Origin of the sequence: Rhizobium sp. N324, from assembly GCF_001664485.1 — a bacterium.
Classification (GTDB): Bacteria; Pseudomonadota; Alphaproteobacteria; order Rhizobiales; family Rhizobiaceae; genus Rhizobium.
The window spans coordinates 156,319-181,012 of the sequence record NZ_CP013632.1 but is presented as its reverse complement, the minus strand read 5'-3'; the positions used below and the strand labels follow the sequence as shown (position 1 = coordinate 181,012).

The following is a 24,694-nucleotide window of genomic DNA, read 5'->3' as shown; positions in this document are numbered from 1 at the left end:
GGGAGGCGCCAGATTCAGCCCGCGCATCCGCTCCAGAAGATTTCAGGTCGCTATATTCAGGTCGGGGAGCGACTATTATCGTCTGCTCGACTAGCGCCGATGTCAGCGGCCGAGTGAGGCTACCGTGCTGAACCATCACGTCTCGAACGTGGCTCTGATCGTCGCGGTGCCGCCGTCCGCTCAGTGTCTCTGATAGAAGGTTTCCACAGAATGAGAACGCCTTGGGCGGCTGGAAGTTCGGCGCAGAACCGAGGCATCCGCGGGGATAGTTGATATAGCGCCGAAGCCTGCTATGTTCTCTCTTTGTTTCGGCTTTGATTGATTGCCGATCCCATAGACTAGCGCTGAAGCCGCCATGAACGAACGATGAGCTCGACCCCCTTTCGAAAAATCGTCCACGTCGACATGGACGCCTTCTACGCGTCGGTCGAGCAACGCGATAATCCCGAGCTGCGCGGCAAACCGATAGCCGTCGGCGGATCGGCCGCCCGCGGCGTGGTGGCGGCAGCGAGTTACGAGGCCCGCGCCTATGGTATCCATTCGGCGATGCCGTCGGTGACCGCTAGGAGAAAATGCCCGGACCTCATCTTCGTGCCGCCACGCTTCGACGTTTATAAGGCGGTGTCGCAGCAGATCCGCGAGATCTTCGCCGAATACACGCCTGACGTCGAGCCCCTCTCGCTCGATGAGGCCTATCTCGATGTCACCGAAAATCTCAGGGGCATGCAGATCGCCACCGACATCGCCCGGGAGATCCGAACCAAGATCAAGCAGATCACCGGCCTCAATGCGTCGGCTGGAATTTCCTACAACAAATTCCTCGCCAAGATGGCGAGTGACCTCAACAAGCCCAATGGTCAGGCCGTCATCACGCCGAAGAACGGCCCAGCTTTCGTGGAGGCCCTTCCGGTCAAGAAATTCCATGGCGTCGGTCCCGCGACGACTGAGAAGATGCACCGGCTTGGGATCGAAACCGGCGCGGACCTCAAGCAGCAAACCCTTGAGTTCCTGGTGGAGCATTTCGGGAAGTCGGGACCCTATTTTTACGGCATTGCGCGCGGGGTCGACGAGCGCCAGGTCAGGCCGAACCGAGTGCGCAAATCCGTCGGCGCCGAAGATACCTTCTCCAAAGACCTCCATGCCTACGAGGCGGCGCGCGAAGGTCTTCAGCCGCTGATCGAAAAGGTGTGGGGCTATTGCGAGGCCAATGGGATCGGCGCCAAAACGGTGACGCTTAAGGTCAAATATGCCGACTTCAACCAGATTACCCGCAGCAAAACGATTCCGGCTCCTCTCGCGGCGATCACCGATCTGGAGGACATCGTCAGCCTGTTGCTGGCGCCGGTCTTTCCGCCTCGAAAGGGCGTTCGGCTGCTCGGCGTCTCGCTGTCATCGCTGGAGCGGCAGAGCTTCGGGACGGAACCGCAGCTGAGACTGGCGCTTTAGACCGCCAGCATCGGCTGGGCAGGCGCGCCAGCGTGGCGCTTGACCCGGAAGGTGCCCGCCGGCAGCGGCCGTAGGATTTCCTCTTCGGGGACAAGTCCGTCCAGCCAAGCCATGCGCTGGTCGCGTGTCAGCGCCGCCATCTGCCGGTCGTGGAACGGCGCGATATCGGCATTTGCCTCGATCGTCAGGACGGCATAGGCCTCCGCCCAATCCGCAGCTGTCGGCCGCCAGATTCCCGCGAAATAGAACCAGTCGCCATTGGCGAGCGAGAATCTGAAGCTCTTGTGGCGAAACTCCGAGACCGGCACCAGGCAGCGGTGTGTCGGAAATCTCCGTCCTTCCGAACGGATGACGTTCACCGCGCGCGGACCGCCGTCGCGTGGGCGCAGGCCCCACGGCAGTTCCACCATCTCCACATCGCCGTCATGGCGCCGGATGATGACGCGGCGCTCATTGAGCGGAGCATCGGACCGAAAAACGATCGCGTTCATAACTTCTGGAACATACCAAGAACACGCATATTAGACAAGACCGATGGATAAAACTGTGCTGATAATCGAAGACTGGTAGTCCAATGGATGCGTGCAAATGAGACTGTACTTCAGATGGTCATGCGGCACGTTCGCGATCGCCCACCCATCGTCGGGCGGCAAACTTTACTGATCAAAGACTGGTCGCGCTCCGCCTGCCGACAAAGAAGGCGGGCGAACGCCTCACCCCGGGGCGCATACAATTCGAGCATATTTTGCACCTGTAGCGCCTCAATGACTGGACCACACGTGAAGGGAAGAGCGATGTGCAATGATTATCGGCTGATGGTGGATGTCGCCTCGGTTGTCGAGGATTTCGCCGATCTCAAGATCAAGATCCGTTTCGGTGAAGGCGCGCCCAATCTCGAAGCGCGCGAAGACATCAAGATCACCGATATAGGCCCGATCGTCAGGACGATCGATGGTGACCGCGAGGAAGCCGAGCTCGTGCAGCGGCGTTGGAGCTGGCCCGGACCGAACAAACGGCCGGTTTATAACTTTCGGTCGGAAGGTCGCGAGTTCACTTCCAATCGCTGCCTGATTGTTGCCGGCGGCTTTTACGAGTTCACCGATCCAACAGACCCGAAAAAGAAGCGCAAGGACAAGTGGCTGTTCACGAAGAAGAACGAACCGATCTTCTGCATTGCCGGCATCTGGCGCGAAACACCGGAGTTGGGCCAAGCCTTCACCATGCTGACGATGGAGCCAGGGCCGGACATCGCGCCGTACCACGATCGGCAGATTGTCATCCTGGAACGCGGCTCCTGGGCAGATTGGCTTGACCCGACCGTTTCCGCGAAGTCGTTGATCAAGCCGCTCCCGGGGGGCACCCTTTCTGTCGAGCAGGTCGGCTGAGTCCCCGGATCTGCTACGCAGAGCTGACCATGAGCCGCGGCCTGGAGTAGCAGACGGCCCTGATCGTCCTGTCCGCTAACGGTGGCAATCATCTGTGACGCCCAAGGTCGGTCGCCTGTTTGAAAAGCGCGGCAAGCGGTCAGCGGATAAGCAGATCGCCGCGGCAAGGACCATCAGTCCCATGCCGATAAATCTTTGCGGTTCAGCGGGCTCGTCGGCGAAGATCACGCCGACTGAGACCGCAATGGCAGGAGACACGAAAGCGAAGCTGCCTGCTCTTGCAGGGCCGGTGTCGCGCAAGAGCTGCATATAGATGCTGTAGCCGAGCAGCGAACCGAAGATGACGAGGAATAGCCAGCCGGCAACCGCTTGCCATTCCCAGGGCGTGACCAGGCTCTCGGCCGACCGAGGCTCTATCGCGAGCGAGGCAATCAGCAACACGGTACCGCCGATCAGCGTCGTCAACCCGGAAAGGCGCCAGCTGCCATAGTTTGATATCAGAGGTTTTGCCAGCACGGATCCCCAGGCCGAGGAAACGGCTGCCCAGGCGATCGCCCCGAGCCCGATCATCGGCGAACCTTTCTCAAGCCCAGTCAGATCGACCGACGGCGCGAAAAGAAGGCCAAGGCCAAAAGCGCCAAGGAGCATGGCGAAGGCGCGAAGGCCATTCCAATGTTCCTCCCCCAAGGCAACGCCGAAGGCGAGCAGTGCAAGTGGGGTCAGCGACATCTCCAGAACCGCTGCGGTCCCCGAAGGCACGAACTGCATGCCCCAGAACAACGGCCCGTAGCAAAGCGTGATCATCAGCAGACTGACAATGATCAGGCGTCTTATATCCGCCTTTGCGACGGCTTTTCCTTGTCCTCTCGCCCACGCCAACACGATGAAGGCAGCACCTGCCACCATGAATCGCGTTGCGGCAAACACCATCGGGGGCACCGTTTCGACACCGAGCTTGACGGCGATCCAGGTCAGCCCCCATACGCAGCATAAAACAGCAAATTTCAGAAAATTGCGCCTAGACATGTTCCGGCCTTGCGATTGTAACGGTTAAAGACCATTTATACCGTTACAACTTTATTCTCCGGGAGTTGTTCCAGGCATGGCCAATTCGACAGCTGACATGCGCCTGAGCGGCGGTCATCCGGCCCTCGACCTCGCCAATACCGTGGACAGCCGGCGCGGCCGCTGGGGGCCGGACTTTCTGCGGTCATTCGACGATTTGCTTGTCCTGGCCGAACGGCTGGACCTTGTCGATCAACAAGCGGCGGCGCGTCTTCGCAGGCAGGCGGAAAACGATGCGACGAAGGCGGCTGCAGCGCTGGCAGACGCTCTGACATTGCGTGAATCGATCTACCGGCTCTTTCTTTCCGAAGGCGCCGGAGAGCCCCACCCAATCGCAGATCTTCACCTCGTGGAGGACTGGGCGCGACGCGGCCGGGCCCATCAGGTCCTCGCGGCAAATGAAGCTGGTTATGCGTGGACTTCACCCTTTGACGATCTTCCCCAACTGGTCCAGCTCTTTGCGATCAAGGCGATCGATCTGTTGCTGGAGCGCAATCGGCGGCGCGCGGTGCGTGAGTGCAAGGGCAGCAACTGTGGATGGCTGTTTGTTGATCAATCCAAGAGTGGGCGACGACTGTGGTGCTCTGACGCGAGCTGCGGCAGCCGCGCTCGTATCAGACGCTTCCGATCCCGAGTGAAAGGCACATAAGGGCCTGACCTCACCGCGCGACGACGGTTGCGGCCGCGCCGACCAGATACTTTCCATTGGCATCGTCGGCGACATGGAACTTCTCACGCTCCGCTTCATAGTCTTGCCCTTGTAGCTTTTCGCGAGCTTGGGTGCGGTTTGCCTGTTCGAGTGGGCTGGGGAGTCGTTACCAAATCTATTGCGCCGTGACGCGCTGCGATCGCACGGTGATGGGAACCGCGGTCAGATAGCGTGACATCTTTCTGAGATAGGCTTCGCGTTTTTTGAACGAGGATGAAGCTCCTCATCCCCACTCAGAGAGTCGTCCGGGCACGACGAACCCGGAGCATAGAGTTCACTGCGTGCAAATTCGCAATAGCAGGACTTGTTTTCCGATGAGCATCCGATGGCAAGCCTTGGCGGCTCATGATGTGGGCCAATAAGGAGGCGGCTCAAGCCGCCTCCTCCTTGTTGAGATCCGGCTGCAGGTCATGCAGGTAGTCGACGGCCCGTTGCGCATGAGCTGCCGCTGAAAAGATGGCGCGCTTGTCGTTGCCGAGAACCTTGAGCCAGCTGTCGAGATAGCTCGCGTGGTCGGGGCGCGGTTCGAGCTCTGGAACGACACCAAGATCGGCGCAGAGAAAGCAGCTGCCAAGTTCGGCAATGAGCTCTTCGCGGGCGCGTTCGCTCCTGTCTTTCGCGTAGCGGCTCAGATCCCGATCGAGCCTTCGCGGTGCAGCGGTCCAGTGCGTCATCTCGTGACTGAGGACGGCGACGTAGGAGGCATCGTGCCGGAAGGCGTCGACGCATGGCATCTGGATGTAGTCCCGAGCAGGAGCATAATAGGCCGCCGATCCACCGTGGCGGATCAGGGCGCCGGTATTGGCAAAGAAGCGGCCGGCAGCACCGATGCGGCTCATCCAATCCTGGTCAGGCGCGATGGAATGGGCAAGGCCATTGAGCCCGGTGATCTGATCGGTGTTGAACACGGTGTAGGTTTTGAGAAAGGGGATATCCCGTTCGATTTCGGCGCCTGTCTCCGTCCTCTCGGCGCGAATGAAAGAGCTGGCAAAGACGACGGTCGTGCCGGTTTCGCCCCTGCGAACGGCGCCGCCAAGCTCGATTGCCTGACGAAACGTCATCCACCTTGGTGATGCGAAGCCGCGGGCGATGGCTTCAGACCAGAGGAGCAGAACATTGATGCCGGTGTATGGTTGGCCATTGTGGCGCAGTGGCCGGCTGACCTCGGCCGTCCCGCTTCCCGCCGTCCACGGCTTGGTCCATGGACGGACGCCCTGTTCGAGATCGGCGATGATCTTGGTGGTGATGCGGCTGTAGATATCGGATCGTTGATTGGATTGCTGCCTGTTCATGTCTGAACCTCCGTTCGAGGTCGCGGCCATCGCGACCTCGAACGGAGGTCCAAAAGCCGGGCTGCAAGCGCGGCCCGCATCCGCAGGGCCGCAACGAAGTGGAGGACGGCAAAGCCGTTGTGGGCGGCGCGAGCCTGGCAGGACCAGAGCCGGGGCAGGACGCGATGGCTGAAAGACGACGGCCAGGTTTTGACGCAGGCAGAAATGGCAAATCCAATCCCCTATCTCGCCGCGCCGCGCACATGAAGAGCATCGAGGATGGCTACATGCCGGGCGCGGCAGTGAGCGGGCGATATCGACGATGTAATCGCGCAATGCAGTCCCACTTCCCCGAGGACTTTGCCGTCAAAATCAAGATGGTTGTTCGGTCTCTCCAATTCAGGTGAGCACGGATCAAAGAGATTCGCCACGAGAGGATATCCCCCATGAACAAGTTCGTTTTCGCGCAGTGCTTCTGGGCGCTTCAATAATGCCGACCAATCGCCACGGCGATTATTCCAACGCAGGTGAAGGCGCGGGTGCTGGTGCGGGTATCGGCGCCGTCGGCGGCGGCACCGGCGGACATCTTACCGGCCTCGCCTTGATGGCAATTCCAAGACTTGGCCCCGTCGTCGCCGCTGGCTGGCTGGCGGCAACCGCCGCCGGTGCTGTCGCTGGCGGTGCCACAGGCGCATCATTGGCGCGATGACGAATTCCGGCGTGTACGCCGAAGGCGTCCGCCGGGGTGGCTCATAGGTCACTGCAAGGGTTCAAGACGCCCTTGTCCCCGAAGCGGGAGCGATCCTCAAGCGGTCCAACTTTGTCGACCCGGCTGAGCGCCGCGCCGCTTACATAGCAGAGGGGTGGACCAGGTTCGATGACGCGCTCGACCCCTATAGTCCCGAACAAGTGGCGAAAGAACGCAGCCGTTATCGGCTCTGAAGGTCGCGAGCGCGCCCCGCGAGGGTCGCACCGCTGAGTGATCAAGCTGTACTCCGCTGTCAAGGAAACGGTGAAGCTCCCCGCGAAAGCGAAAAGCTATGTGCATCCAGACGTCGTTTCTCTGATCGCTGTGCTGCAGATGGCAAACGCCGATGGCACCTTCACAAGACAGCTGGGTTGCGGGTTTTCACAGGCTCGATTTCGCGGAGTTCGCGTGGCGCCTTCATCTTACGCGAAGCGCTTCGCTGCTCTCGCGAGCGCCTTCGCGGCGACTTCGTCTCGATTTCGAGGAGGTTGAGAGGTCTCCAGCGAACTCAGCAGCTCCTTGGCGCACTCCGCGATCGTAAGGACAGCCTGCTCGAAAGCCGCCTCGTTGCGTTTTGACGGCTTGGTAGCTCCGCTTAGCTTCCGCACAAACTGAAGCGCAGCGTCATGAATCTCCTCATCCGTCGCTGGCGGGTCGAAATTAAACAGAGGTCTGATGTTTCGGCACATGGCTTGCTCCCGGTCGTTTCCCCTGGTGAGAGGGAGATTGCCCTTAACGTAGTCGCAAGAGCGTGAAATACAAACGGCTCTCCGACTGATGGGGCGTGGTGGAATCAGGACGCGTTTGTTGTCGGCTGTTTGAGGAGCTCTTCCGCCTGATCAAGGCGTTCCGGCCCGAATGATCAATGCGACCAGCCACACTTGCGTCTCGAAAAAGGCATCGGACATACCGCCCGAATAGGAGCCCAAGATCGTCGCAACCGTCGCCACCATGCGCAAGCTGCTCACCATCCTCAACGCCATCATCAGGGACGGACGACCATGGCAAAACGCTTGACAACGAAGACAGTCGCTCTCCCGCAACCTCGCCACTTTCATTGCATCGCCGCGGACCCAGACCCTTTGCCTTTAGGCTGAGGAGCGGACTCAATCGGGCAAGGGTATGAACTCCCCGCGGTCGTCGGCAGGAAGGTCGAAACGGCCCTCGCCCCATTTTCCGGCTCGCCATTCGGCCTTGGCGTCTTCGATACGTTCCATCGACGAGGCGACAAAATTCCACCAGATGTATCTTGGCCCACAGAACGTTGCGCCCCCGAGTATCATGATCCGGGCGCCCCGCTCGCCGGCCGCGACGGTTATACTGTCGCCGGGACGGAATACCATCATCTGCATCGTGCCAAACTCCTGTCCGGCGACCGAGATCGAACCTTCGACAACGTAGATCGCCCGATCTTCATGTTCATCGGGCATGGGTAGACGCGCGAGCGGATTCAGCTTGACGTCGGCGTAAAAGGTCTCCGAAAACATTCTGGCGGGAGCGTGCTCGCCGTAGGCATTTCCCAGGATCAGCCGCGCCGAGATGCCGTTGTCTTCGATCATCGGAAGCGTGTTCCTGCCGTGGTGCTCGAAAGAAGGCGCCACGTCCTCCTGCCCGTCCGGCAGCGCCAGCCATGTCTGGATTCCAAATAGGCTGTTTGGGCCGGTCCGGGCCGCCGAGCTCGTGCGCTCCGAATGCGATACACCCCTGCCCGCGACCATCCAGTTCAGCTCGCCCGGCTTGATGATCTGGTCAGCTCCAGTGCTGTCGCGATGGTGGAAGTCGCCGCGGTAGAGGTAGGTGACGGTGCCGAGACCGATGTGAGGGTGGGGCCGGACGTCGACGCCCTGCCCGGTCAGGAGTTCGGCGGGGCCGGCCTGGTCGAAGAAGATGAACGGGCCGACCATCTGTCGGTTCGGCGCAGGTAGCGCGCGTCGGACCTCGAAACCGCCGAGGTCGCGGGCTCGTGGAACGATCAACGTTTCGATCGCGTCCACGCCGACCTGATCAGGGCATCCGGGTTCGATCGCGGGGTTCCAGCTCATGTTCTACATCCTCCTTGTGGCCTGATCTCCGTTCGTAGAGGGAGAGCAAGCTGCGACAGAGCGCATCCCACTCTCCGTTTACGTCGGATTATACTCCTGCGCCAGCCCTTGGTGCCGCCGTGTTGAGCAACTGCTGCTCCCACAGATATGCAATCCCGCTACCGCCTGAATGCTGGACGATGACGTCCGTGATCTTCGCAGCCTGTTCGGCGCGCGCCCAGTCCCGCTGCCACTCAGCTGCGAGCGCCAGCCAGGTCATCATGTTGACGCCGGCTGCGATCATGCGCTGGATCGCGATCTGGTGCGCCTCAACCGAGACGCCCCCCGACGCGTCGGTGATCACCGTGACGTCCCAGCCCTCGCCGGCTGCCTGAATTGCCGGCATGGCAACACATACCTCCGTCCAGAGGCCCGCGATGATCAGTTGCCTGCGACCGGTCGCCTTTACGACATCGACGACCTTCGGATCCTGCCAGGTGTTAATGAACGTACGGTCGATGATCTCCTGGCCGGGAAACACGTCCGCGATCTGCGGGAAGAGATTGCCGCCGCGCTCCGCGATGACGGTCGTGAGGATCGTCGGGACCTCAAAGGCTTTTGCCGCCTTTGCCAGTCCGACCGTGTTGTTGACCACCATCGTGGGTTCGTGGCTGTTCACGTTCGCGAGTTGGTACGCCTGATGGTCGATGAGAACGAGTACCGAGTCTTGCGGGCGAAGAAGCGAGTTGAGGCCGTTACGAAAGGTCATGCAATGTCCTTGGCTGTTCGTTGAAACGAAAGGCGAGCGCTCTCTAAGGAGCGATCCACGCTGACCTTGTCAGTCCAGGACGCGATACGGTAGTCCTGAAAGGAGGCAAGCCGTGTTGCAGGTTGGGGAACGCCAATGGAAGTCGAGGATCTCAGGACCTTTGTGGAAGTCGCCGATGCGGGCGGTGTGACGCCTGCCGCGCAGCGCCTCGGCGTCTCGAAGTCCATGGTCAGCAGACGGATCGCCAGGCTCGAAGCCGAGCTTGGCGCGCAGCTCGTCTCGCGTACGACGCGGGGCATCGCACTCACGGAAGAAGGGACGACTTTCCGGGACTATGCCGCTCGGGTAACGGCCGAAATCGACGCCGCTCGCGAGACGATCCTGCCGGCAGGCGAGCTTCGAGGTCGCCTGCGGGTTGCGGTGCCGCTATCCTTCGGCCCGACGCACTTCGCCCCCGTCTTGTCTCAGATGGCGCGCCGACACCCGCAGCTTCATGTCCACTCCTGCTACACCGACCGCTTCGTCGATCTGCTCACCGAGGGTTTCGACTGCGCCATCCGGATCGGGTATCTGCCGGACTCGAACCTCATTGCCCGACGCGTGGGGCCTCTCTACGGGAAATTCGTAGCGAGCCCTTCCTACATTGCCGCAAACGGCGCCCCCGAAACGCCGGACGAACTCCTCGAGCATGAAGCCCTCATGCAGGGAACGGAAGTCTGGCAGGTGACCGATGGCGACCAGATCCTTAACATTCGCCCGCAAGGCCGCTTCAAGGCCGACAACGGGGTCGCGCTCCTTGCAGCCGCGCTCGAAGGAATTGGAATTGCAAGACTTCCGAACGGCCTGACGGACCAGCATGTCGCCGCCGGTACGCTCGTCGAGGTGATGCAGCGTCACCCGCCGCCGACGGCCGGCATATTCGTGGTCCGACCTCCCGGACAGCACCCGTCCCGGAAAGTACGAGTGCTGACCGAGATGCTGATCGAATGCTTCGACGCCGGCTCCAAGTCCTAGCTTCACGCGTTCACGGCCTTTCGCTAAGCCATAAAAAACTAAACAGACAGTTTGTCTGATGGCGATGGACAACGGATCTTGGGCTCAATAAAGCTTTTGAGAAACGCGCTCGGCCATGAAATCAATGAAAGCGCGAACTTTAGGCGCTCTTGCCGACATAGGGGGCCAGACAAGGGAAACGCTGCCACGTTCGTCCGTGTAATGTGCGAGGACGGCTTGGAGACGCCCCGCCGCAATGTCATCGCTCACGAGATAGCTCGGCACCTGAATGATTCCTAATCCACCCAGTGCGGCCGATGCAAGTGCCTCGCCGTCGTTCAAAATCGTAGACGGCTTGATTGGCGTTGCTTGGGGTGAATTCTTGAACGCCCAAACCTCAGGCCGACCGGTGGTTGGAAAACGATAGTATATACAGCAATGATTATGGAGATCTGCTGGACTTTGCGGAATGCCGCGGTGGGCAAGATATTCGGGTGAGGCGCACGTTGTGAACGTATGTGGTCCGATCCTTCGTGCGCGTAAGGTTGAGTCGTCCAGCTCTCCAAGTCGCAGCACCACGTCATATCCGCCCTCGATGATATCGACCTTCACGTCATCGAGGCTGATTTCGGTCGTCACCTCTGGAAACCGGGTTCGAAAATCAAGGAGCGCCGGCATGACGATCTTGCGACCTAACACTGTGGGCACGCTCACCTTTAGGCGACCTCGGGGCGCCTTCTGGACCAGATGAAGCTCTTGCTCAGCATCTTGCAGTTCTTTCACGATACGGGTGACGTACCGGTACAGGATGTCACCTTCGCCGGTCACGGCTAGCGACCTGGTCGTACGGTTCAACAACCGCAGACCTAGACGCGCTTCAAGGCGCTCTACCGCTTTGCCCACGGCCGATGCGGATAGGCCGAGCTTCCTTCCCGCAGCCGCGAAACTTCCGGTTTCGACGGCGACTGAAAATGCGACAAGGCCGCTGAGGGACTCTATGGTGACGATTGACGACATTATGTCCGGTATGATGCGACGCGTACCCCTATTCCGTCAACTACTACGATTGTTCAATATCAGGCAGCAAACGCTGGCGCAGATCGCCATAAAATGTCGAACTAGCTTTGGGAGGAAGTAGTCATGTCTTTCACTCGCGCACCCCTATCTACCAACGCGCCGGCTAACGGGTCGGACAAGTAATGACCCGGCTGCGACAGGCGATCCTAGAACGCTTGAAAACGACCGTGATGGTTTGGCTCGCCGTCTACCCGAGCGTCCTTCTGATTATTTGGCTTGTGGGCGACCGTACGCAAAACTGGCCACTGCCACTGCGTGTTTTGGGCGCAACGCTCATGATCGTACCGATTGTAACCAACGTTAGCCTGCCCACAGTCAGGACAGTTGTCGGGAAAATGGAAAAGGCAATTGTGCGGTGGCAATCGAGAAACCGGCTCTAATCTCGTCCTTCTTGGACGATTACTCGAAAGTCGAAGGATCCAGAGATATGACCACGACCCCTGACAGCATAGCGAGCCGCAACGCCTTCAATTGGATCAACGGATCTCAGTGCCAAGAAGGTCAGTTGAAACAGTCAATTGACCCAGCGACTTATAACGTAATCGGTCACTACCCCGACTATGGCCTTGAGGCAGCGAAATTTGCGGTGGCAGCAGCCTCTAAAGCCTTTCGTGAGACCATGTGGGCGCATGATCATGAATTGCGGGCGCGTGTGCTCGATCAACTAGCCTGCGCCTTTGAACGAAACCGCGACAGACTGCTTGAAATTCTGTCGCTGGAGAACGGCAAGGTGAAGGCAGAAGCCGCGTTCGAATTGGACATGGTTGCGAGCAAACTTCGCTACTCGGCAGCGACTGCCCTGGTCGAAGGTGGACGGGCATTGGCACCAAAGCCCGGCAGCATCTCCCTGATCCTTCGGCAACCGATGGGGGTCGCGGCGGTCATTGCGCCTTGGAACTCTCCGGTTATTCTGACGATCCGATCACTCGCCCCAGCGCTTGCTGCTGGATGCACCACGGTCATCAAGCTCCCGGCGCAAGTAGCACAGACAGCGAGCGTCATGGCGGAGGTCATGGCCGAAGCAGAAGACCTGCCGAATGGCGTGATCAATTTGTTTTTCGAGAGCGGGCCTGAGGGCTCTGCCTATCTCGTGGATTCGCCGGAGGTTCCGGTTGTCAGTTTCACCGGGTCGACACGTACCGGCCGAGCCATCAGCAGCACCGGCGCGAAGTATCTCAAGCGCTTCGGAATGGAGCTCGGCGGTAAGACGCCGATGATCGTCTTTGACGATGCAGACCTTGATGCCGCCTTGCCGGTTCTGGAAAAGGCGCTGACTGTCTTCAGCGGCCAATTCTGCATGACGGGCTCCCGCTTGCTCGTGCAAAATGGGAAATACGAGGCCGTTCGCGACGGCTTGGCTGAGCGGTTGCGCAACGTCAAAGTCGGCCCTGCCGCCGAACCATCCAGCGACATGGGGCCTTTGATCGACCGCGCTAACGTCGAGCGGGTCGATGGTGTTGTCGAGGCCGCTATCGCAGCCGGGGCGAAGGTGGTCGAGCGTGGCGGTCCCATCAAAGAGGGTTTGCTCGCAAGCGGAGCGTTCTTCCGCCCAGCCCTTCTGGAAGTCTCCGACAACAGTCTCGCCATCATCCGAGAGGAAACCTTTGGTCCGGTGCTGACGATTCAGCGGTTCTCAGACGAGGCGGAAGCGATCCGGCTTGCCAACGACAATGAGTACGGACTGTCGGCCAGCATTTGGACACGCGATGTCGATCGATCCTTGCGCGTTGCGCAGGCGCTCGAAGCGGGCTCGGTGTGGATCAATGACTGGGCGAAAGTTTACGACGGTACCGAAGAGGGCGGGTTCAAGCAGTCTGGCCTTGGCCGCCTGAACGGTCTGGCGGCGCTCGACGATTTCATCGAACACAAGCACATCGCGCTCAAGCCGGGCTTGACGCAACGCTAACACCCCAAGGTCGCTCAAAAGGAGGAATAACCATGTCTACCGATACGAACGCCGAGAAGAAGTTATCGAAAGCAGAACCAGCGTCGCCGACATCGCCTTTGGGGGTGTTGCAGTCGATCCTGTCGAACCCGACCGACCTGGAGTTCGTCAAACAATTCACGACAGACGATTTCATTTATGTTTCGCTGAACTATGAGCACCCGGAGCTGAAACGGATCATGCCTTGGGCTGGTACCAACGAAGGTACCGAGGGGCTAGTTCAGACTTTCGTCGATGTCGGCCGTTACTGGACAACAGACAACTTCGAAATCCAGGACAGTTTCGAAAATAAGAACGGCGCGGCGATCTTCGGCACGTTCACCTACACATCAAACGTTTTGGGTAAAACGGTGACGTCGCCCTTCTCGGTTCTGGCGCGCGGCGAGAACGGCAAATTGTCCTACGTGCAGTTTATGGAAGATACCTTCGCAACCGTCCGCAGTTTCAGAGATGGCGGTGGGTATTCTATCAAAGCGAACCCGGATGGGTCCGAAATTACCGTCTGAAGGTAAGTCCCCTCGCCCGGCTTCAACTAACGAGCAGCTCTCTCTCTCAGCCGGCAGTCCCATCGTCCGGGGGGCACGGCACCATGCTTGATTGCAAGCATATGTGTGGGGCGTGACTGAAAACAGCGCCGATCCGCAAAAGATGGTCGAATGGCTCATGGTCGAATCCTGTGCCGAGCACCTGCGCCAGCATAGGCGGTCTCGAATGCCGAGCCGATCTGCAGGGCAAGCTTCTGACTTATCTCGATGGTCCCGGCAAGCCGTTCGTGCGCCATTTCCTGGCGATCAACCGGTGGGGCAAAGCCTGATCCAAAGCCGTCTTTGGAAGGAACAGGCATGATCGCGCCCTCCCTATAGCGGGAGGACCGGCGACACCGCAGCGCAACGTAGTGGGAGTCCTGCCGAGAACTACGGTGACTGAGTTTTTTGACAATTAAATATCGATATCAGGGGACCTCGATGCCGACAGCGTCATGCAGTTCGTCCACGTAACAGGGATACTCCTGCCGCTGGCGGGCAGAGACCTGCGCGTCAATGTCAATGAGCATGATGGCCGAACTGGTTTCAGTCCGCCCAGCCAGACCGCCCGCGGGAGTGATGGCAAAGCCGCCCCCGCCGAAGCATGGACCATCCCCAGATTGCCCAATCCTGTTCGAACTGACGACATAACTCAGTGAGGTAGCGGGGCCACGGTGACCGGCACTGCTTAGCAGCTACCGGCTAGACAGTGACGTCGCAGCGGCTGCATTTTTAGCTTCTTCGATGGAAAGGCGAACCGCTCGCTTCATGGCATCCTTTTCCCCGAATATCGCAACAAAAGCCGTGGCACCTTCCAAACGGGCTAATGTGTCAGTCGCGATGTTCCGAGCTACATCGGCTGGCATGGCGCGGGACAAGATGCTCGCCAGATTATCGCGGTGCGCTTGAAAAAAGGCTCGAACTGCATCCTTGGCAATCGGGGTCTCGTCACTCGTGCCATAAGCAAGATGCAGGCCTACGCATCGCCCGCGATCGGCGAGAGTGGTTGCAATCAGTTCTATGACCTCGAGGAACTCGGCGTCCCATTGCCTTGATCCTAGGTCTCTTTCACCGAATGTCTCTTGCAAGGTGAGATCCAGGACCGCCGGAACGAGAGCTTCCTTGTTGGGGAAGCGGACGTATAGCGATGATTTCTTCAGGCCCACGGCATCCGCGAGGTCGTTCATCGATGCGCCGGCATACCCTCTCGATCGAAACAATTCCCTCGCCGTCGATACGATCGTTTCTCTCATGACTTTCATACGTCTTCTCCGAGCCAGGCTTCTACGACACTTGATACAGCAACCTTGAAGGGTTGACAACCGACCGTTCGGTCGTATTTTACATCCATCCGTTGACTGTTGGTTTGCCGAGACGTTTGAGAAGGAGTTCCAAAAATGGTCGTAAGCTACAAAACGCAAAAGGTTAGAGACATCGAGGTTTTCTACAGAGAGGCCGGTTCAAAGGAAGCGCCGGTCCTACTCCTGCTCCACGGTTTTCCGTCATCCAGCCACATGTTCCGTGATCTGATCCCGCTGTTGGCAGATCGGTACCGCGTCATCGCACCAGACCTTCCTGGGTTCGGTCGAACGATCTCACCTCCACGTGGGGATTTTGCTTACACATTCGATAATCTCGCCGCTGTCGTGACTGGGTTCACAGAGGCGCTCGGCCTCAGCCGCTATGCACTTTACGTGTTCGATTACGGCGCACCGGTCGGGTTCAGGATGGCGACGGCCAATCCGGAGCGGATCACCGCCATAATCAGCCAGAATGGCAACGCCTACATTGACGGGTTCAGTGATGAATGGACTGCGTGGGAGGCCTATTGGCGGGAGCCCTCCACCGAAAACAGAGAGACATGTCGGGCCTCGTTGTCTTCGGAGGTTATCGAGAACTGGCAATACCGCACCGGTACATCAAAAGAGCGTCTTTCGCCCGATGGTTACCAACTCGATATCGCGTTCATGTCGCGGCCGGGTGCGGAAGACATTCAACTCGATCTTATCCTCGACTACAGAACAAACATCGACCGGTATGGGGAGTTTCAAGCGTATTTCCAGGATCATCAACCACCGTTCCTGGCGGTCTGGGGCAGACATGATCCAGCATTCGTCCCGGCGGGTGCCGAGGCCTATAAGCGTGACCTGCCCGCCGCGGAGGTCCATCTGCTCGATACCGGCCATTTCGCTTTGGAAACACATGCAGAGGAGATTGCTCAGTTCATCCGGAGCTTCCTGATCAGACACGTCTAAGCCCGATACGACAGTCTCGTGGTCGAGTTTGGCTCCAGGATCACTGAAAAGGAAACAATGGGTGAAGCTTCGCGGGGGAGACAGGTTCAGGTTTTATGAACCAGTCCCAGCGTTCCAGCTCACGCAACAGAGTTTTGCACGTCGCGCACCTACAGGATGCCAGCAAGCTCCACGAAATATTGTTCGCTAGTTCGGTTCGCAGCTTCGGCATCTTTCGCAAATGACTTGAAACACATCAACTTACCGTTGGAAGAAAGGAACAGATACATGATCAATCTTGAAGGCAAACGGGCATTGGTAACTGGCGGGTCGCGAGGCATTGGTGCTGCGATCGCATTGGCGCTGGCGGAAAACGGCGCAAATGTCGCGTTCACATACCAACGCTCCGCCGAAAAGGCTTCAAAGGTAACTGAAGCGATCGAAAAGATGGGGCGCCGCGTCGCTGCAATCCAAGCTGACAGTGCCGACCCCGAGGCAATTGCTAGCTCAGTAAGGGAGGCCGTCTCCATTTTGGGCGGGCTGGACATCCTTGTGAACAGCGCTGCGATCGGCCACAATGGCATGATCGTCGACCTAGATGTCTCAGCGTATCAGACGTTGATGGATGTCAACGTACGAGCTCCGGTCCTGTTCGCGAAAGCCGTCATCCCGCATCTCGGCAAAGGCGGCCGCATCGTCACAATCGGCTCGGCGCTGGGGGAGAGGGTACCGTTTCCCGGCATTACTCCCTACGCAATGTCCAAAGCAGCACTCACATCCTTCACACGCGGTCTTTCGCGTGAACTTGGTCCGAGTGGTATCACCGTCAATCTCGTGCAACCCGGAGCAACCGATACGGAGAGCAACCCGGCGGATGGACCAGCTGCAGACTTGCAGAAGAGCTTGACGTCCTTGGGGCGTTACGGCGAACCGCGGGAGATTGCCAACGCCGTGGTGTTTCTCGCAAGTCCGGCTGCGAGTGTCATTACGGGTGCCATTCTAACCGCAGACGGCGGAGCGATCGCCTGATTTTCTCTCGTGAAATTCCGAATAGGATAATGGTGCCCACCGTTGATCGCCTGTGCATGCCGGCCATTGATCACTTCGGTGGGCGTCTTCTCCATGCTTCTACTTTTGACAATAGGAGACCTTGATGGCCAAGCCTGAACTTTTCGTCACACCCGGGTATGGGCAGAAATTTCATGAGCTTTTGCACTTTTCACAAGCGCTCAAGATTGGTGATCGCATCGAGATTTCCGGCCAGGGCGGATGGAACGATGAGCTTGAAATCCCGGATTCGATCGTGAGCGAGATCGAGAGAGCGTTTGAGAATGTCCAGCGAACCTTGGCCACGGCTGGCGCGAAGTGGAGGGATGTCGTCCATGTCAATTCTTATCACGTTGGAGGCTTTCCACTGATTGTGAACGAGACGATTGCCGGTCTTTTCCGTAAGTACATGCCCGATCGCGCTCCGATTTGGACGCAAACCGGTGTGGAAGCCCTTGGGCTCCCCGCCATGCGAATTGAGATCCGTGTCACTGCCATCCTGGAATGACACTGGTGCCTGCCACGGCTGCATTAGTGCGCAATGACTAGTCGCGCTGAGCAACGGCCGAACCAGGGCTGTAGCCAGCTGACGCCTCAACGCGACCAGAACCTCAGCCTTCCACCAAGGAGAATGTGATGAAGACCGACAGCTGCCCCATTCCCACACCGCAGGAGCGCTCCTTCCTAGCCATCCAGCAAGCCGCCGAACAGACGATGCTTGAGAAGGTGGCGCGCGCCATCTCCGATGCAACAACCGAAGTTGCAACGAACGTTCGGGACGCCGGTTTGGGTTTCGAACCGACCAGTGAAGGCTACTTCATGTTTGCGGTTCAGCAGGCAACGTTCGTGCGCCTTTGTGGAGGCAATCCGGATACGCTGCGGGGAGGAAACCCGGAGGTTGGCGATCATGTCGTTCGGAACTGTCGCAACATCATTGACACCTATTGGAAGAGCCAAAATGCACACACCACGAGCTGCAAATTGGGATTAGCGGTGAATGACAGTTAGCCGTGCCGTTACGGAAAAGGAAGAACAGATGAAGGCTGCAGTCTATGACAATCCTGGTGTTTCGGCCGTTCTCGAATATGTCGACATGCCGGATCCCGTCTGCGGGCAGGGCGATGTGCTCATTGCCGTCGAGGCTATTTCCATCGAGGGAGGCGACCTCATTAATCGCCGTTCGACGAAACAGCAATCGCGGTGGATTGTCGGTTACGCCGCCGCGGGGACAATTGTCGCAGTCGGCGAAAACGTGAGGAACCGAACCGTCGGAGAAAAGTGGCGGCCTTCGACATGCAAGGGATCGCATGCCGAACTCTGGGCGGTGCCGGGAACACGCACATGGCTGGTCCCCGACGGCTTGAGCATGGCCGAGGCGGCGGTAGTGCCGATCTCATTCGGTGCGGCCTATCACTGCGTAATCACCAAGGGCCAGTTGAAGGCCGAAGAGGCGGTGCTGATCCATGCTGCTGCGGATGGACTCGGGATTGCTGCGGTTCAGCTGGCGCGTCAAGCCGGGGCGAAGGTGATCCGCGGGGCTCTAATCGCCGTTGGATGAAGCCCCCGCGGCCAAAGCGCTTCCTCATGTACTTGGCCATCGCAAAGGAGGGTCGAACCATCGCCATGTCGGTGACCGCCGACAAAGATGTTTTGAACGAGCTTGTGCCGGCCGCAGAAGCCATCGCGCAGTCATCTCTATTAAGCCTGGCAACTAATTTTGGGAGCGCCTCGCTCACGGCTGCGTCTTCGCCGCGGCAACAGACGCGACGAGCGGTACCTAGGCGCTGTTATCGCCTTGAGCGGACTCGAACTGTCGGCACCATATTCATCTTCATTTGTCTTCGCCACTTCGAATCAAATCAGCTGCTTAGCCTTGAAAGACGGCCTACTCTCCAAACGGAAGCTCAATTTCTTCGCGGTTTCTTTTGCGCCCTCGGTCAGGACCGTGTTGAGCCGCTCGGCATCTTGTGCTGGCAGCATTCCCGCCCCGGTTCGAATACCTTCTCGCCATGTAGGCCCGCGCTTCCATGCTTCGTTGTAGACGAGCGCCAAGTCGCTAGATCGCCTTGTCTGCCGCAGCGCTTCGAAGAGCAGCGCAGCTTGTCGGATGTCCTTCTCACGCTTCGCCGGCCCCTGCCCGTCGGTGTTTCGGCGGCTGGCGACTATCAGCTTGTGGACGGCATACCGGGACGGATCAGGGACGACGACCGGAACACCGCTTCGGTGGAGCAGCATTGTCCTGACTGGTTCGCTTATGAGGAAGTCGAGAAAGCGCAGTGGATCCGCGCTGGCGCCACCAAGAGCGGGCATCTTCGCCGGCTGATCGATGTAGTCATCCGAACCACGGTTCGACGTCAGGAACTCAACCCTGTAGCCGTCGGCATTCTGAAACGCTGACGAGACCGCGGCTCCCGATCGATGTGGAACTGGACGAAAGCTGGCGTCGACGCCCTGCAGCAACTCAAGGATCGGAGGCAGACTATCTTCGACCTCCCGACTGATGGCATAGTCCTGGGCGATGTCAGCATCGCCGGTCAGGATCGCAGCCATGGGAAGACGGACACCGAGCAGCCCTGAATAGCACTGAAAGGCCACCGTGCCTATGAGAATACCCCGGAGCCGAAAGAGACCGCCATCGGCAAGAGCCTCGACGATATCGCCCGACATGGCGTCAGGGGCGATCATCCCGCCTTCGCGGGTCAGGGTATTTACCAAGCGCCTGCGAGCGCGTAGATCGTCCTTGTCCCGCTTATGATCAGCTACGCGCTGTGCGATAACCGGATCATCAGCGGAACCGACGTAACGACGTTTCGTACCACCATGTCCATTCGGGATGTCGAAATACCAGTACTTGCGCCCCTTGATGTTTGCCGGTGTGAACCGACCCTCCGGAGGGAAATCGGCCGTCCAAAGCGGCGTCGAGCGACCGCTGACCGAGCTCAGCGAGCATCGTCTGATACATGAGGTCGATAGACTTCGTAGCTCGTCCCCAGTGTTATACTGTTTTTCAAAAACAGTATAACAGTCGTGAGGATAGGATGCCGCCTCTATCGCCTTGAACAGACTCGAAGCGTCCAATCTGAGACGTTCACCGCAACAGGCTTGCAATCGATCCTGGGTTAAAAGGCGGGCAGCGCGCCATGCTCACCGTTCGAACCGCTCCAGCATTTTTCTCAACTGCGCGTTTTGCAGCGTTAGCTTTCTGGCCAACTGATCCCTGAGCACCCTGATCTCGTCGTCAAGGCTCGTCTCGTTTGCAGTGTGGATAACCTGGCGATCGTTCGCTATCGCCACCGCTTCCTTGCCACGACTCCGTTGCTTGCGCGGTGCGACCTCGACTGTTCTCTTGGTCCTATGGGTATCATGTGCAGCGGTGACGGCGATACCAGTACCATCGGATAGAGCGGGATCAGCGACCTTCACGATTTTGCCGACGACTTCGCCGTCGAGCTTGTCGTGGACATCGTTCTCGGCTTCTTCGGAATGCACAGGCACCGCAGAGATTGCAGAGGCTTGATCGTGAGGAGGTAGCTCATCGCCTGCCGGTCGAGTAGCGCTAATCAGGCTCTCCTCGGCAGGCGTTTCAGTCGGACCGGAAATAACCAAAGGGTCCGGCGTAAACTCATCTGTCGAGCCGCTTTCTCTCTTTTGTGCGCGTCCCGGTGAGATCAGTCGGGTAAGGAATTTCCAGGGAGACGCCATCTATCCGACCTCGCGTTTTATCCCGCAAGCAGGCAGTGAGTATTAGTTTCAGCAACAGCATTCACCGTTGCCAAATTCTACGTCTTGATAAGCATGGAAATGCGGCGGGCGGTTGACCGGCTGCTTTTATCAATCGAGCTTCAGCCGCTTGCGCAGATCGGCATTTTCAGCGCGAAGTTTTTCAGCCAGAAGCTTGCGCAGCCGTTGATTTTCCTCTTCCAACTGCAGGAGATCTGCCATCTCATCGATCGCCGTCATCGGCGCGGTCGCGGCTGCCTGCACCGCCTTTGGAGCACGGCCCACAGGTGCACGCTTGGCGCTCGCCGCAGCTTCGATCCCCTTTGTCTTGCGCCCTCTCCTCTTCGCACCACCGGCGCCGGCCAGAGCAGCTGCTGGCTCTGCCGTAGTGTCAGCTGACGCGGTTTCGAGTGCCGCGGCTTTCTTGGCGCGGGGCTTGCGCTGTTTCTTCGGCGCAATCGGCGTTTCGACAACAGTCGGCCCATCGGCACTGGTTGTCGTAGCAGTCTCGTCGGTCATGCTCATCTCCTGTGTATTTGATGCAGTTGTTGACGGCCCGAGGGGCAGTGTCAACAACGACTCGGCTTGATCTGCTTTTGGCAAAGACATTTCTTTGTTGGAGCCACTCTGAGAGCTACCCGACAGATAGGGCAATGCCTCTTCCTCTAAGTCGCGAGCGACAGACTTTAGATCCACGTTACCCCAGATCGAGTTTGACCTGGTATCGAGTTTTCGCCTGCCGCTTCTGTATTCGACGGCAAAACTGCGTTGCGCTTTTTTCAATATAAGAGACCTTGGAGAATCCACGGATGGTGTGGTGATGCGCTGGTCCATCACGAATAGCGCCAACCGGACTGCCAGTCTATACCACCGTCACATCCGATTCACCGCAGCATCTCCGGGGTAGAATATGTGGCTAATCTAATAGGGGACGCTATACGCTCAAAGCTATGAACGGAAGCGGCGGCCAGTGGTTCGAACATTTTTCAAAAGGTTCCCGTCGATCCATTATGCGATCTTTCTGGCCCGGAACGTGAACACCATAGCAACAAGCGGGCTGACCTTGAAAGCTCACGCTGTGCCAGCGACATAGGAGCTGCCCAATCGGCCGAAACGGCTGTGGACTGACAGCTAGACCGATATCTCCAGGTCACGAAGTCGATCGTCGAGGAGACCTGTAATGCGCGGGCGACCTAATTCTTTTGGGTCGCTTTTCGCGCACCGTACACGCGTTATAACAATCTTGGCCGGAAATCCGGAGAGGGGTTAGAGGTCGGCCGGTTCACGCCCCTTAGCTGATCATCGGAGCTGCCGCAGGAGGCTTTTCGCACGCGCATAGTCCACTTGGGATTGCGCATCCATGCCGTGAGGGATCAAGAGCAACGAACTGGAACACATCGTCGACCTTCACGCCAGTCGGGCTTGCCCTGCGCGGCCGACCAGCCCACAAGGTGGTGTGCACGCTCGGCGACGCAGCGCATATCCTGATTAAGAACTGGCCTTCCGATGACGGCGAGGAATACGTCAGCGCAGTGAAGGCCTGCGTCGATGCGATCAGCGGCCAGATTGCTCCGGAGCAATTTCGCCAAATATTTTTGCGTGCGGCCAATGAGGCAGGTATCGCCGCGCTAGCCGTCGTTCACCGATGAGAACTCCTGTGGAAATGCTGAGCCATCATACTCAACTCTGCCTTCGAACATCGGCGGGCTGTTCTTACGCCCATTTGCCACTGGCTTGAGACCGAGTGGCCCCGGTCAGTCGCGGCGCCATAAGCTCGCGCGCTCGCCGGGGTCGCCTTGCGGCTCGTGCTGAGAATAACTAAGATTGCTGTGCTGGCTTTCTCGCCTTGAAACACCCCGAGCCGCCGACACATCGGGTTAGATTGTCGATCTGGTTCGGGAGAAGGTCTGCCCCTCGTTTGATTGGACGTCCTACCGCGCGCGCCACGTTCTGTCCCCTCGCTTAGAGCGCCTTTTCCAGTTCCGGCAGAGCCTCGAACAGATCGGCGACCAGACCGTAGTCGGCAACCTGGAAGATCGGCGCCTCCTCGTCCTTGTTGATGGCGACGATCAGCTTCGAATCCTTCATGCCGGCCAGATGCTGGATCGCCCCGGAGATGCCGGCGGCGATATAAAGCTGCGGCGCGACGACCTTGCCGGTCTGACCGACCTGCCAGTCGTTCGGCGCATAACCGGCGTCGACGGCCGCACGGCTGGCGCCGACGGCAGCCCCGAGCTTGTCGGCAAGCGGCAGGATGACTTCCCGGAACTTCTCCGCCGAGCCGAGTGCCCGGCCGCCGGAAAGGATGATTTTCGCCGAGGTCAGTTCCGGACGATCGGAAGCCGACAGCGCATCGTCGACGAAACGCGACAGGCCCGGATTGGAGATTGCCGCGATCGCCTCCACCGTTGCCGAGCCGCCTTCCGTGGCTGAGGCAAACGAGGCGGTGCGCACGGTGATCACTTTCTTGGCATCACTTGCCTGCACCGTCTGGATGGCATTGCCGGCATAGATCGGCCGCTTGAAGGTGTCGGGGCTGACGACCTCGATGATCTCCGAGACCTGGGCGACATCGAGCAGGGCGGCGACCCGCGGCAGCACGTTCTTGCCGACCGAGGTGGCGGCCGAGAGGATGGTGTCGTAGGCGCCGGCGAGCGAGACGATCAGGTCGGCGAGCGGCTCGGCCAGATTGTTAGCCAGTTCGTCGCTTTCGGCGAGCAGCACCTTGGAGACACCGGCGAGTTTGGCCGTGGCATCGGCCGCAGCCCTGGCGCCCTTGCCGGCGACGAGAATATGAATATCGGAGCCGATCTGGCTTGCGGCCGTCAGCGCCTTGGCGGTCTGGTCGGAAAGGCTGACATTGTCGTGGTCGGCCAGAAGAAGAATGGTCATGATGGTGTTCTCTCTTTCCTGCCTTAAAGCACGCCGGCTTCGTTCTTCAGCTTGTCGACGAGTTCGGCGACCGACTTGACCTTGACGCCGGCCTTGCGGCCCGAGGGCTCCTCGGTCTTCAGCACCTTCAGCCGCGGCGTGGTGGAGACGCCGAAATCAGCCGGGCTCTTCTTGTCGAGCGGCTTCTTCTTCGCCTTCATGATGTTCGGCAGCGAGGCATAACGCGGTTCGTTGAGACGCAGATCCGAGGTGATCACCGCCGGCAGCTTGATCTCGATCGTCTGCAGGCCGCCATCGACCTCGCGGGTGACCGTTGCCTTGCCGTCACCGATCTCGATCTTCGAGGCGAAGGTCGCCTGCGCCGAACCGAGCAGGGCGGCCAGCATCTGGCCGGTCTGGTTGCTGTCGTCGTCGATCGCCTGCTTGCCGACGATGACCAATCCCGGCTGCTCGGCATCGGCCACGCCCTTGAGGATCTTGGCGACAGCCAGCGGCTCGACGGCATCATCGGTCTCGACCAGGATCGCCCGGTCGGCACCCATGGCCAGCGCGGTGCGCAGCGTCTCCTCGGCCTTGGCCGGACCGATCGACACCACCACCACTTCCTCAGCCTTGCCGGCTTCCTTCAGCCGCAGCGCCTCTTCCACCGAGATCTCGTCGAACGGGTTCATCGACATCTTCACATTGGCAAGCTCGACACCGGAACCATCCGGCTTCACCCGGATCTTCACGTTGTAGTCGACGACGCGCTTGACGGGCACGAGAATCTTCATGGCCTATCTCCATCTTTGCCAATGTGTTAGCTGTGCCGACAAAGCTGCCCACTGCGCCGCGGCGGGCTTATGGCG

Annotated in this window: 23 protein-coding genes and 5 pseudogenes; 15 read left to right on the top strand and 13 right to left on the bottom strand. The window is 59.1% G+C overall.

Going from position 1 to position 24,694, the window contains the following annotated elements:
* Window positions 1–366: 366 nt before the first annotated feature.
* Window positions 367–1,446: a DNA polymerase IV gene (gene dinB / locus AMK05_RS24640; protein WP_064841928.1), complete on the top strand. Its 1,080-nt coding sequence runs from the start codon at window positions 367–369 to the stop codon at window positions 1,444–1,446.
* On the opposite strand, the gene AMK05_RS24635 is transcribed toward dinB, so the two are convergent.
* A complete protein-coding gene (locus AMK05_RS24635; RefSeq protein WP_064841927.1) occupies window positions 1,443–1,937 on the bottom strand; it encodes an SOS response-associated peptidase family protein in 495 nt (164 codons plus the stop codon). The two genes, dinB and AMK05_RS24635, sit on opposite strands and share 4 nt — an antisense overlap.
* Window positions 1,938–2,240: 303 nt before the next feature.
* Here AMK05_RS24635 and AMK05_RS24630 point away from each other — a divergent pair, with 303 nt between their 5' ends.
* Window positions 2,241–2,831 (top strand): SOS response-associated peptidase, encoded by a 591-nt coding sequence (locus tag AMK05_RS24630; protein ID WP_064841926.1) that lies wholly within the window; start codon window positions 2,241–2,243, stop codon window positions 2,829–2,831.
* A 75-nt stretch (window positions 2,832–2,906) separates the two neighbouring features.
* On the opposite strand, the gene AMK05_RS24625 is transcribed toward AMK05_RS24630, so the two are convergent.
* Window positions 2,907–3,857 carry a DMT family transporter gene (locus AMK05_RS24625; protein WP_064841925.1) on the bottom strand — a complete coding sequence of 317 codons (951 nt, stop codon included), beginning with the start codon at window positions 3,855–3,857 and terminating at the stop codon, window positions 2,907–2,909.
* A gap of 76 nt (window positions 3,858–3,933) precedes the next feature.
* Between AMK05_RS24625 and AMK05_RS33610 the strand changes: the two genes are divergently transcribed.
* The gene (locus tag AMK05_RS33610) at window positions 3,934–4,545 is read left to right on the top strand and encodes a CGNR zinc finger domain-containing protein (protein WP_082935733.1); all 612 of its coding nucleotides are present in this window, start codon (window positions 3,934–3,936) and stop codon (window positions 4,543–4,545) included.
* Between the two features lie 431 nt (window positions 4,546–4,976).
* Here AMK05_RS33610 and AMK05_RS24610 read toward each other — a convergent pair whose 3' ends face one another.
* Complete coding sequence (locus tag AMK05_RS24610) at window positions 4,977–5,897, bottom strand: ArdC family protein (protein WP_064841922.1); 921 nt, start codon at window positions 5,895–5,897, stop codon at window positions 4,977–4,979.
* A gap of 418 nt (window positions 5,898–6,315) precedes the next feature.
* Between AMK05_RS24610 and AMK05_RS24605 the strand changes: the two are divergent.
* A pseudogene (locus tag AMK05_RS24605) lies at window positions 6,316–6,818 on the top strand (hypothetical protein).
* Window positions 6,819–7,046: 228 nt separating this feature from the next.
* Here AMK05_RS24605 and AMK05_RS24600 read toward each other — a convergent pair.
* Complete coding sequence (locus AMK05_RS24600; protein WP_064841921.1) at window positions 7,047–7,313, bottom strand: DUF2277 domain-containing protein; 267 nt, start codon at window positions 7,311–7,313, stop codon at window positions 7,047–7,049.
* A 232-nt stretch (window positions 7,314–7,545) separates the two neighbouring features.
* Between AMK05_RS24600 and AMK05_RS34745 the strand changes: the two are divergent.
* A pseudogene (locus tag AMK05_RS34745) lies at window positions 7,546–7,641 on the top strand (IS110 family transposase); the annotation flags it as partial.
* An 89-nt stretch (window positions 7,642–7,730) separates the two neighbouring features.
* Here AMK05_RS34745 and AMK05_RS24595 read toward each other — a convergent pair.
* Both AMK05_RS24595 and AMK05_RS24590 read right to left on the bottom strand, forming a co-directional pair.
* A complete protein-coding gene (locus AMK05_RS24595) occupies window positions 7,731–8,666 on the bottom strand; it encodes a pirin family protein (protein ID WP_064841920.1) in 936 nt (311 codons plus the stop codon).
* Between the two features lie 88 nt (window positions 8,667–8,754).
* Complete coding sequence (locus AMK05_RS24590; RefSeq protein ID WP_064841919.1) at window positions 8,755–9,414, bottom strand: hydrolase; 660 nt, start codon at window positions 9,412–9,414, stop codon at window positions 8,755–8,757.
* A gap of 135 nt (window positions 9,415–9,549) precedes the next feature.
* Here AMK05_RS24590 and AMK05_RS24585 point away from each other — a divergent pair, with 135 nt between their 5' ends.
* Window positions 9,550–10,428, top strand: coding sequence for a LysR family transcriptional regulator (locus AMK05_RS24585; protein ID WP_064841918.1), 879 nt, complete (start codon window positions 9,550–9,552; stop codon window positions 10,426–10,428).
* Between the two features lie 84 nt (window positions 10,429–10,512).
* Here the strand turns inward: AMK05_RS24585 and AMK05_RS24580 are convergent, their stop codons facing one another.
* Window positions 10,513–11,424 (bottom strand): LysR family transcriptional regulator, encoded by a 912-nt coding sequence (locus AMK05_RS24580; RefSeq protein ID WP_082935732.1) that lies wholly within the window; start codon window positions 11,422–11,424, stop codon window positions 10,513–10,515.
* A gap of 487 nt (window positions 11,425–11,911) precedes the next feature.
* Between AMK05_RS24580 and AMK05_RS24570 the strand changes: the two genes are divergently transcribed.
* The 3 genes and pseudogenes from AMK05_RS24570 to AMK05_RS33605 form a co-directional block, all read left to right on the top strand.
* Entirely contained in the window at window positions 11,912–13,390 is a 1,479-nt protein-coding gene (locus tag AMK05_RS24570) for an aldehyde dehydrogenase family protein (RefSeq protein WP_064842296.1), read from the top strand.
* Between the two features lie 32 nt (window positions 13,391–13,422).
* Window positions 13,423–13,935, top strand: coding sequence for a nuclear transport factor 2 family protein (locus AMK05_RS24565; RefSeq protein ID WP_064841916.1), 513 nt, complete (start codon window positions 13,423–13,425; stop codon window positions 13,933–13,935).
* Window positions 13,936–14,032: 97 nt separating this feature from the next.
* Window positions 14,033–14,243: pseudogene (locus tag AMK05_RS33605) on the top strand (MFS transporter); the annotation flags it as partial.
* Between the two features lie 405 nt (window positions 14,244–14,648).
* Here AMK05_RS33605 and AMK05_RS24560 read toward each other — a convergent pair.
* Entirely contained in the window at window positions 14,649–15,215 is a 567-nt protein-coding gene (locus AMK05_RS24560) for a TetR/AcrR family transcriptional regulator (protein ID WP_082935731.1), read from the bottom strand.
* 135 nt (window positions 15,216–15,350) lie between these two features.
* Here AMK05_RS24560 and AMK05_RS24555 point away from each other — a divergent pair, with 135 nt between their 5' ends.
* The 5 genes and pseudogenes from AMK05_RS24555 to AMK05_RS24535 form a co-directional block, all read left to right on the top strand.
* A complete protein-coding gene (locus tag AMK05_RS24555; RefSeq protein ID WP_064841915.1) occupies window positions 15,351–16,208 on the top strand; it encodes an alpha/beta fold hydrolase in 858 nt (285 codons plus the stop codon).
* A gap of 267 nt (window positions 16,209–16,475) precedes the next feature.
* The gene (locus AMK05_RS24550) at window positions 16,476–17,216 is read left to right on the top strand and encodes an SDR family NAD(P)-dependent oxidoreductase (protein ID WP_064841914.1); all 741 of its coding nucleotides are present in this window, start codon (window positions 16,476–16,478) and stop codon (window positions 17,214–17,216) included.
* Window positions 17,217–17,340: 124 nt separating this feature from the next.
* A complete protein-coding gene (locus tag AMK05_RS24545; RefSeq protein ID WP_064841913.1) occupies window positions 17,341–17,742 on the top strand; it encodes a RidA family protein in 402 nt (133 codons plus the stop codon).
* Window positions 17,743–17,870: 128 nt separating this feature from the next.
* Window positions 17,871–18,242, top strand: coding sequence for a hypothetical protein (locus AMK05_RS24540; protein WP_064841912.1), 372 nt, complete (start codon window positions 17,871–17,873; stop codon window positions 18,240–18,242).
* Between the two features lie 28 nt (window positions 18,243–18,270).
* Window positions 18,271–18,789: pseudogene (locus AMK05_RS24535) on the top strand (quinone oxidoreductase family protein); the annotation flags it as partial.
* A 330-nt stretch (window positions 18,790–19,119) separates the two neighbouring features.
* On the opposite strand, the pseudogene AMK05_RS24530 reads toward AMK05_RS24535, so the two are convergent.
* From AMK05_RS24530 to AMK05_RS33595, 3 genes and pseudogenes are all read right to left on the bottom strand, one after another.
* Window positions 19,120–20,196, bottom strand: a pseudogene (locus tag AMK05_RS24530) (nucleotidyltransferase family protein).
* A 182-nt stretch (window positions 20,197–20,378) separates the two neighbouring features.
* Window positions 20,379–20,936, bottom strand: a complete 558-nt coding sequence (locus AMK05_RS24525; protein ID WP_064841911.1) for a hypothetical protein — start codon at window positions 20,934–20,936, stop codon at window positions 20,379–20,381.
* A gap of 129 nt (window positions 20,937–21,065) precedes the next feature.
* Window positions 21,066–21,737 (bottom strand): transcriptional regulator, encoded by a 672-nt coding sequence (locus AMK05_RS33595; protein ID WP_082935739.1) that lies wholly within the window; start codon window positions 21,735–21,737, stop codon window positions 21,066–21,068.
* Between the two features lie 566 nt (window positions 21,738–22,303).
* Between AMK05_RS33595 and AMK05_RS24515 the strand changes: the two genes are divergently transcribed.
* Window positions 22,304–22,603: a DUF982 domain-containing protein gene (locus AMK05_RS24515; protein ID WP_064841909.1), complete on the top strand. Its 300-nt coding sequence runs from the start codon at window positions 22,304–22,306 to the stop codon at window positions 22,601–22,603.
* Window positions 22,604–22,916: 313 nt separating this feature from the next.
* On the opposite strand, the gene AMK05_RS24510 is transcribed toward AMK05_RS24515, so the two are convergent.
* Together AMK05_RS24510 and AMK05_RS24505 are read right to left on the bottom strand one after the other, a co-directional pair.
* Complete coding sequence (locus tag AMK05_RS24510; RefSeq protein ID WP_064840891.1) at window positions 22,917–23,846, bottom strand: electron transfer flavoprotein subunit alpha/FixB family protein; 930 nt, start codon at window positions 23,844–23,846, stop codon at window positions 22,917–22,919.
* 23 nt (window positions 23,847–23,869) lie between these two features.
* Window positions 23,870–24,619: an electron transfer flavoprotein subunit beta/FixA family protein gene (locus AMK05_RS24505; protein ID WP_064840890.1), complete on the bottom strand. Its 750-nt coding sequence runs from the start codon at window positions 24,617–24,619 to the stop codon at window positions 23,870–23,872.
* Window positions 24,620–24,694: the final 75 nt, after the last annotated feature.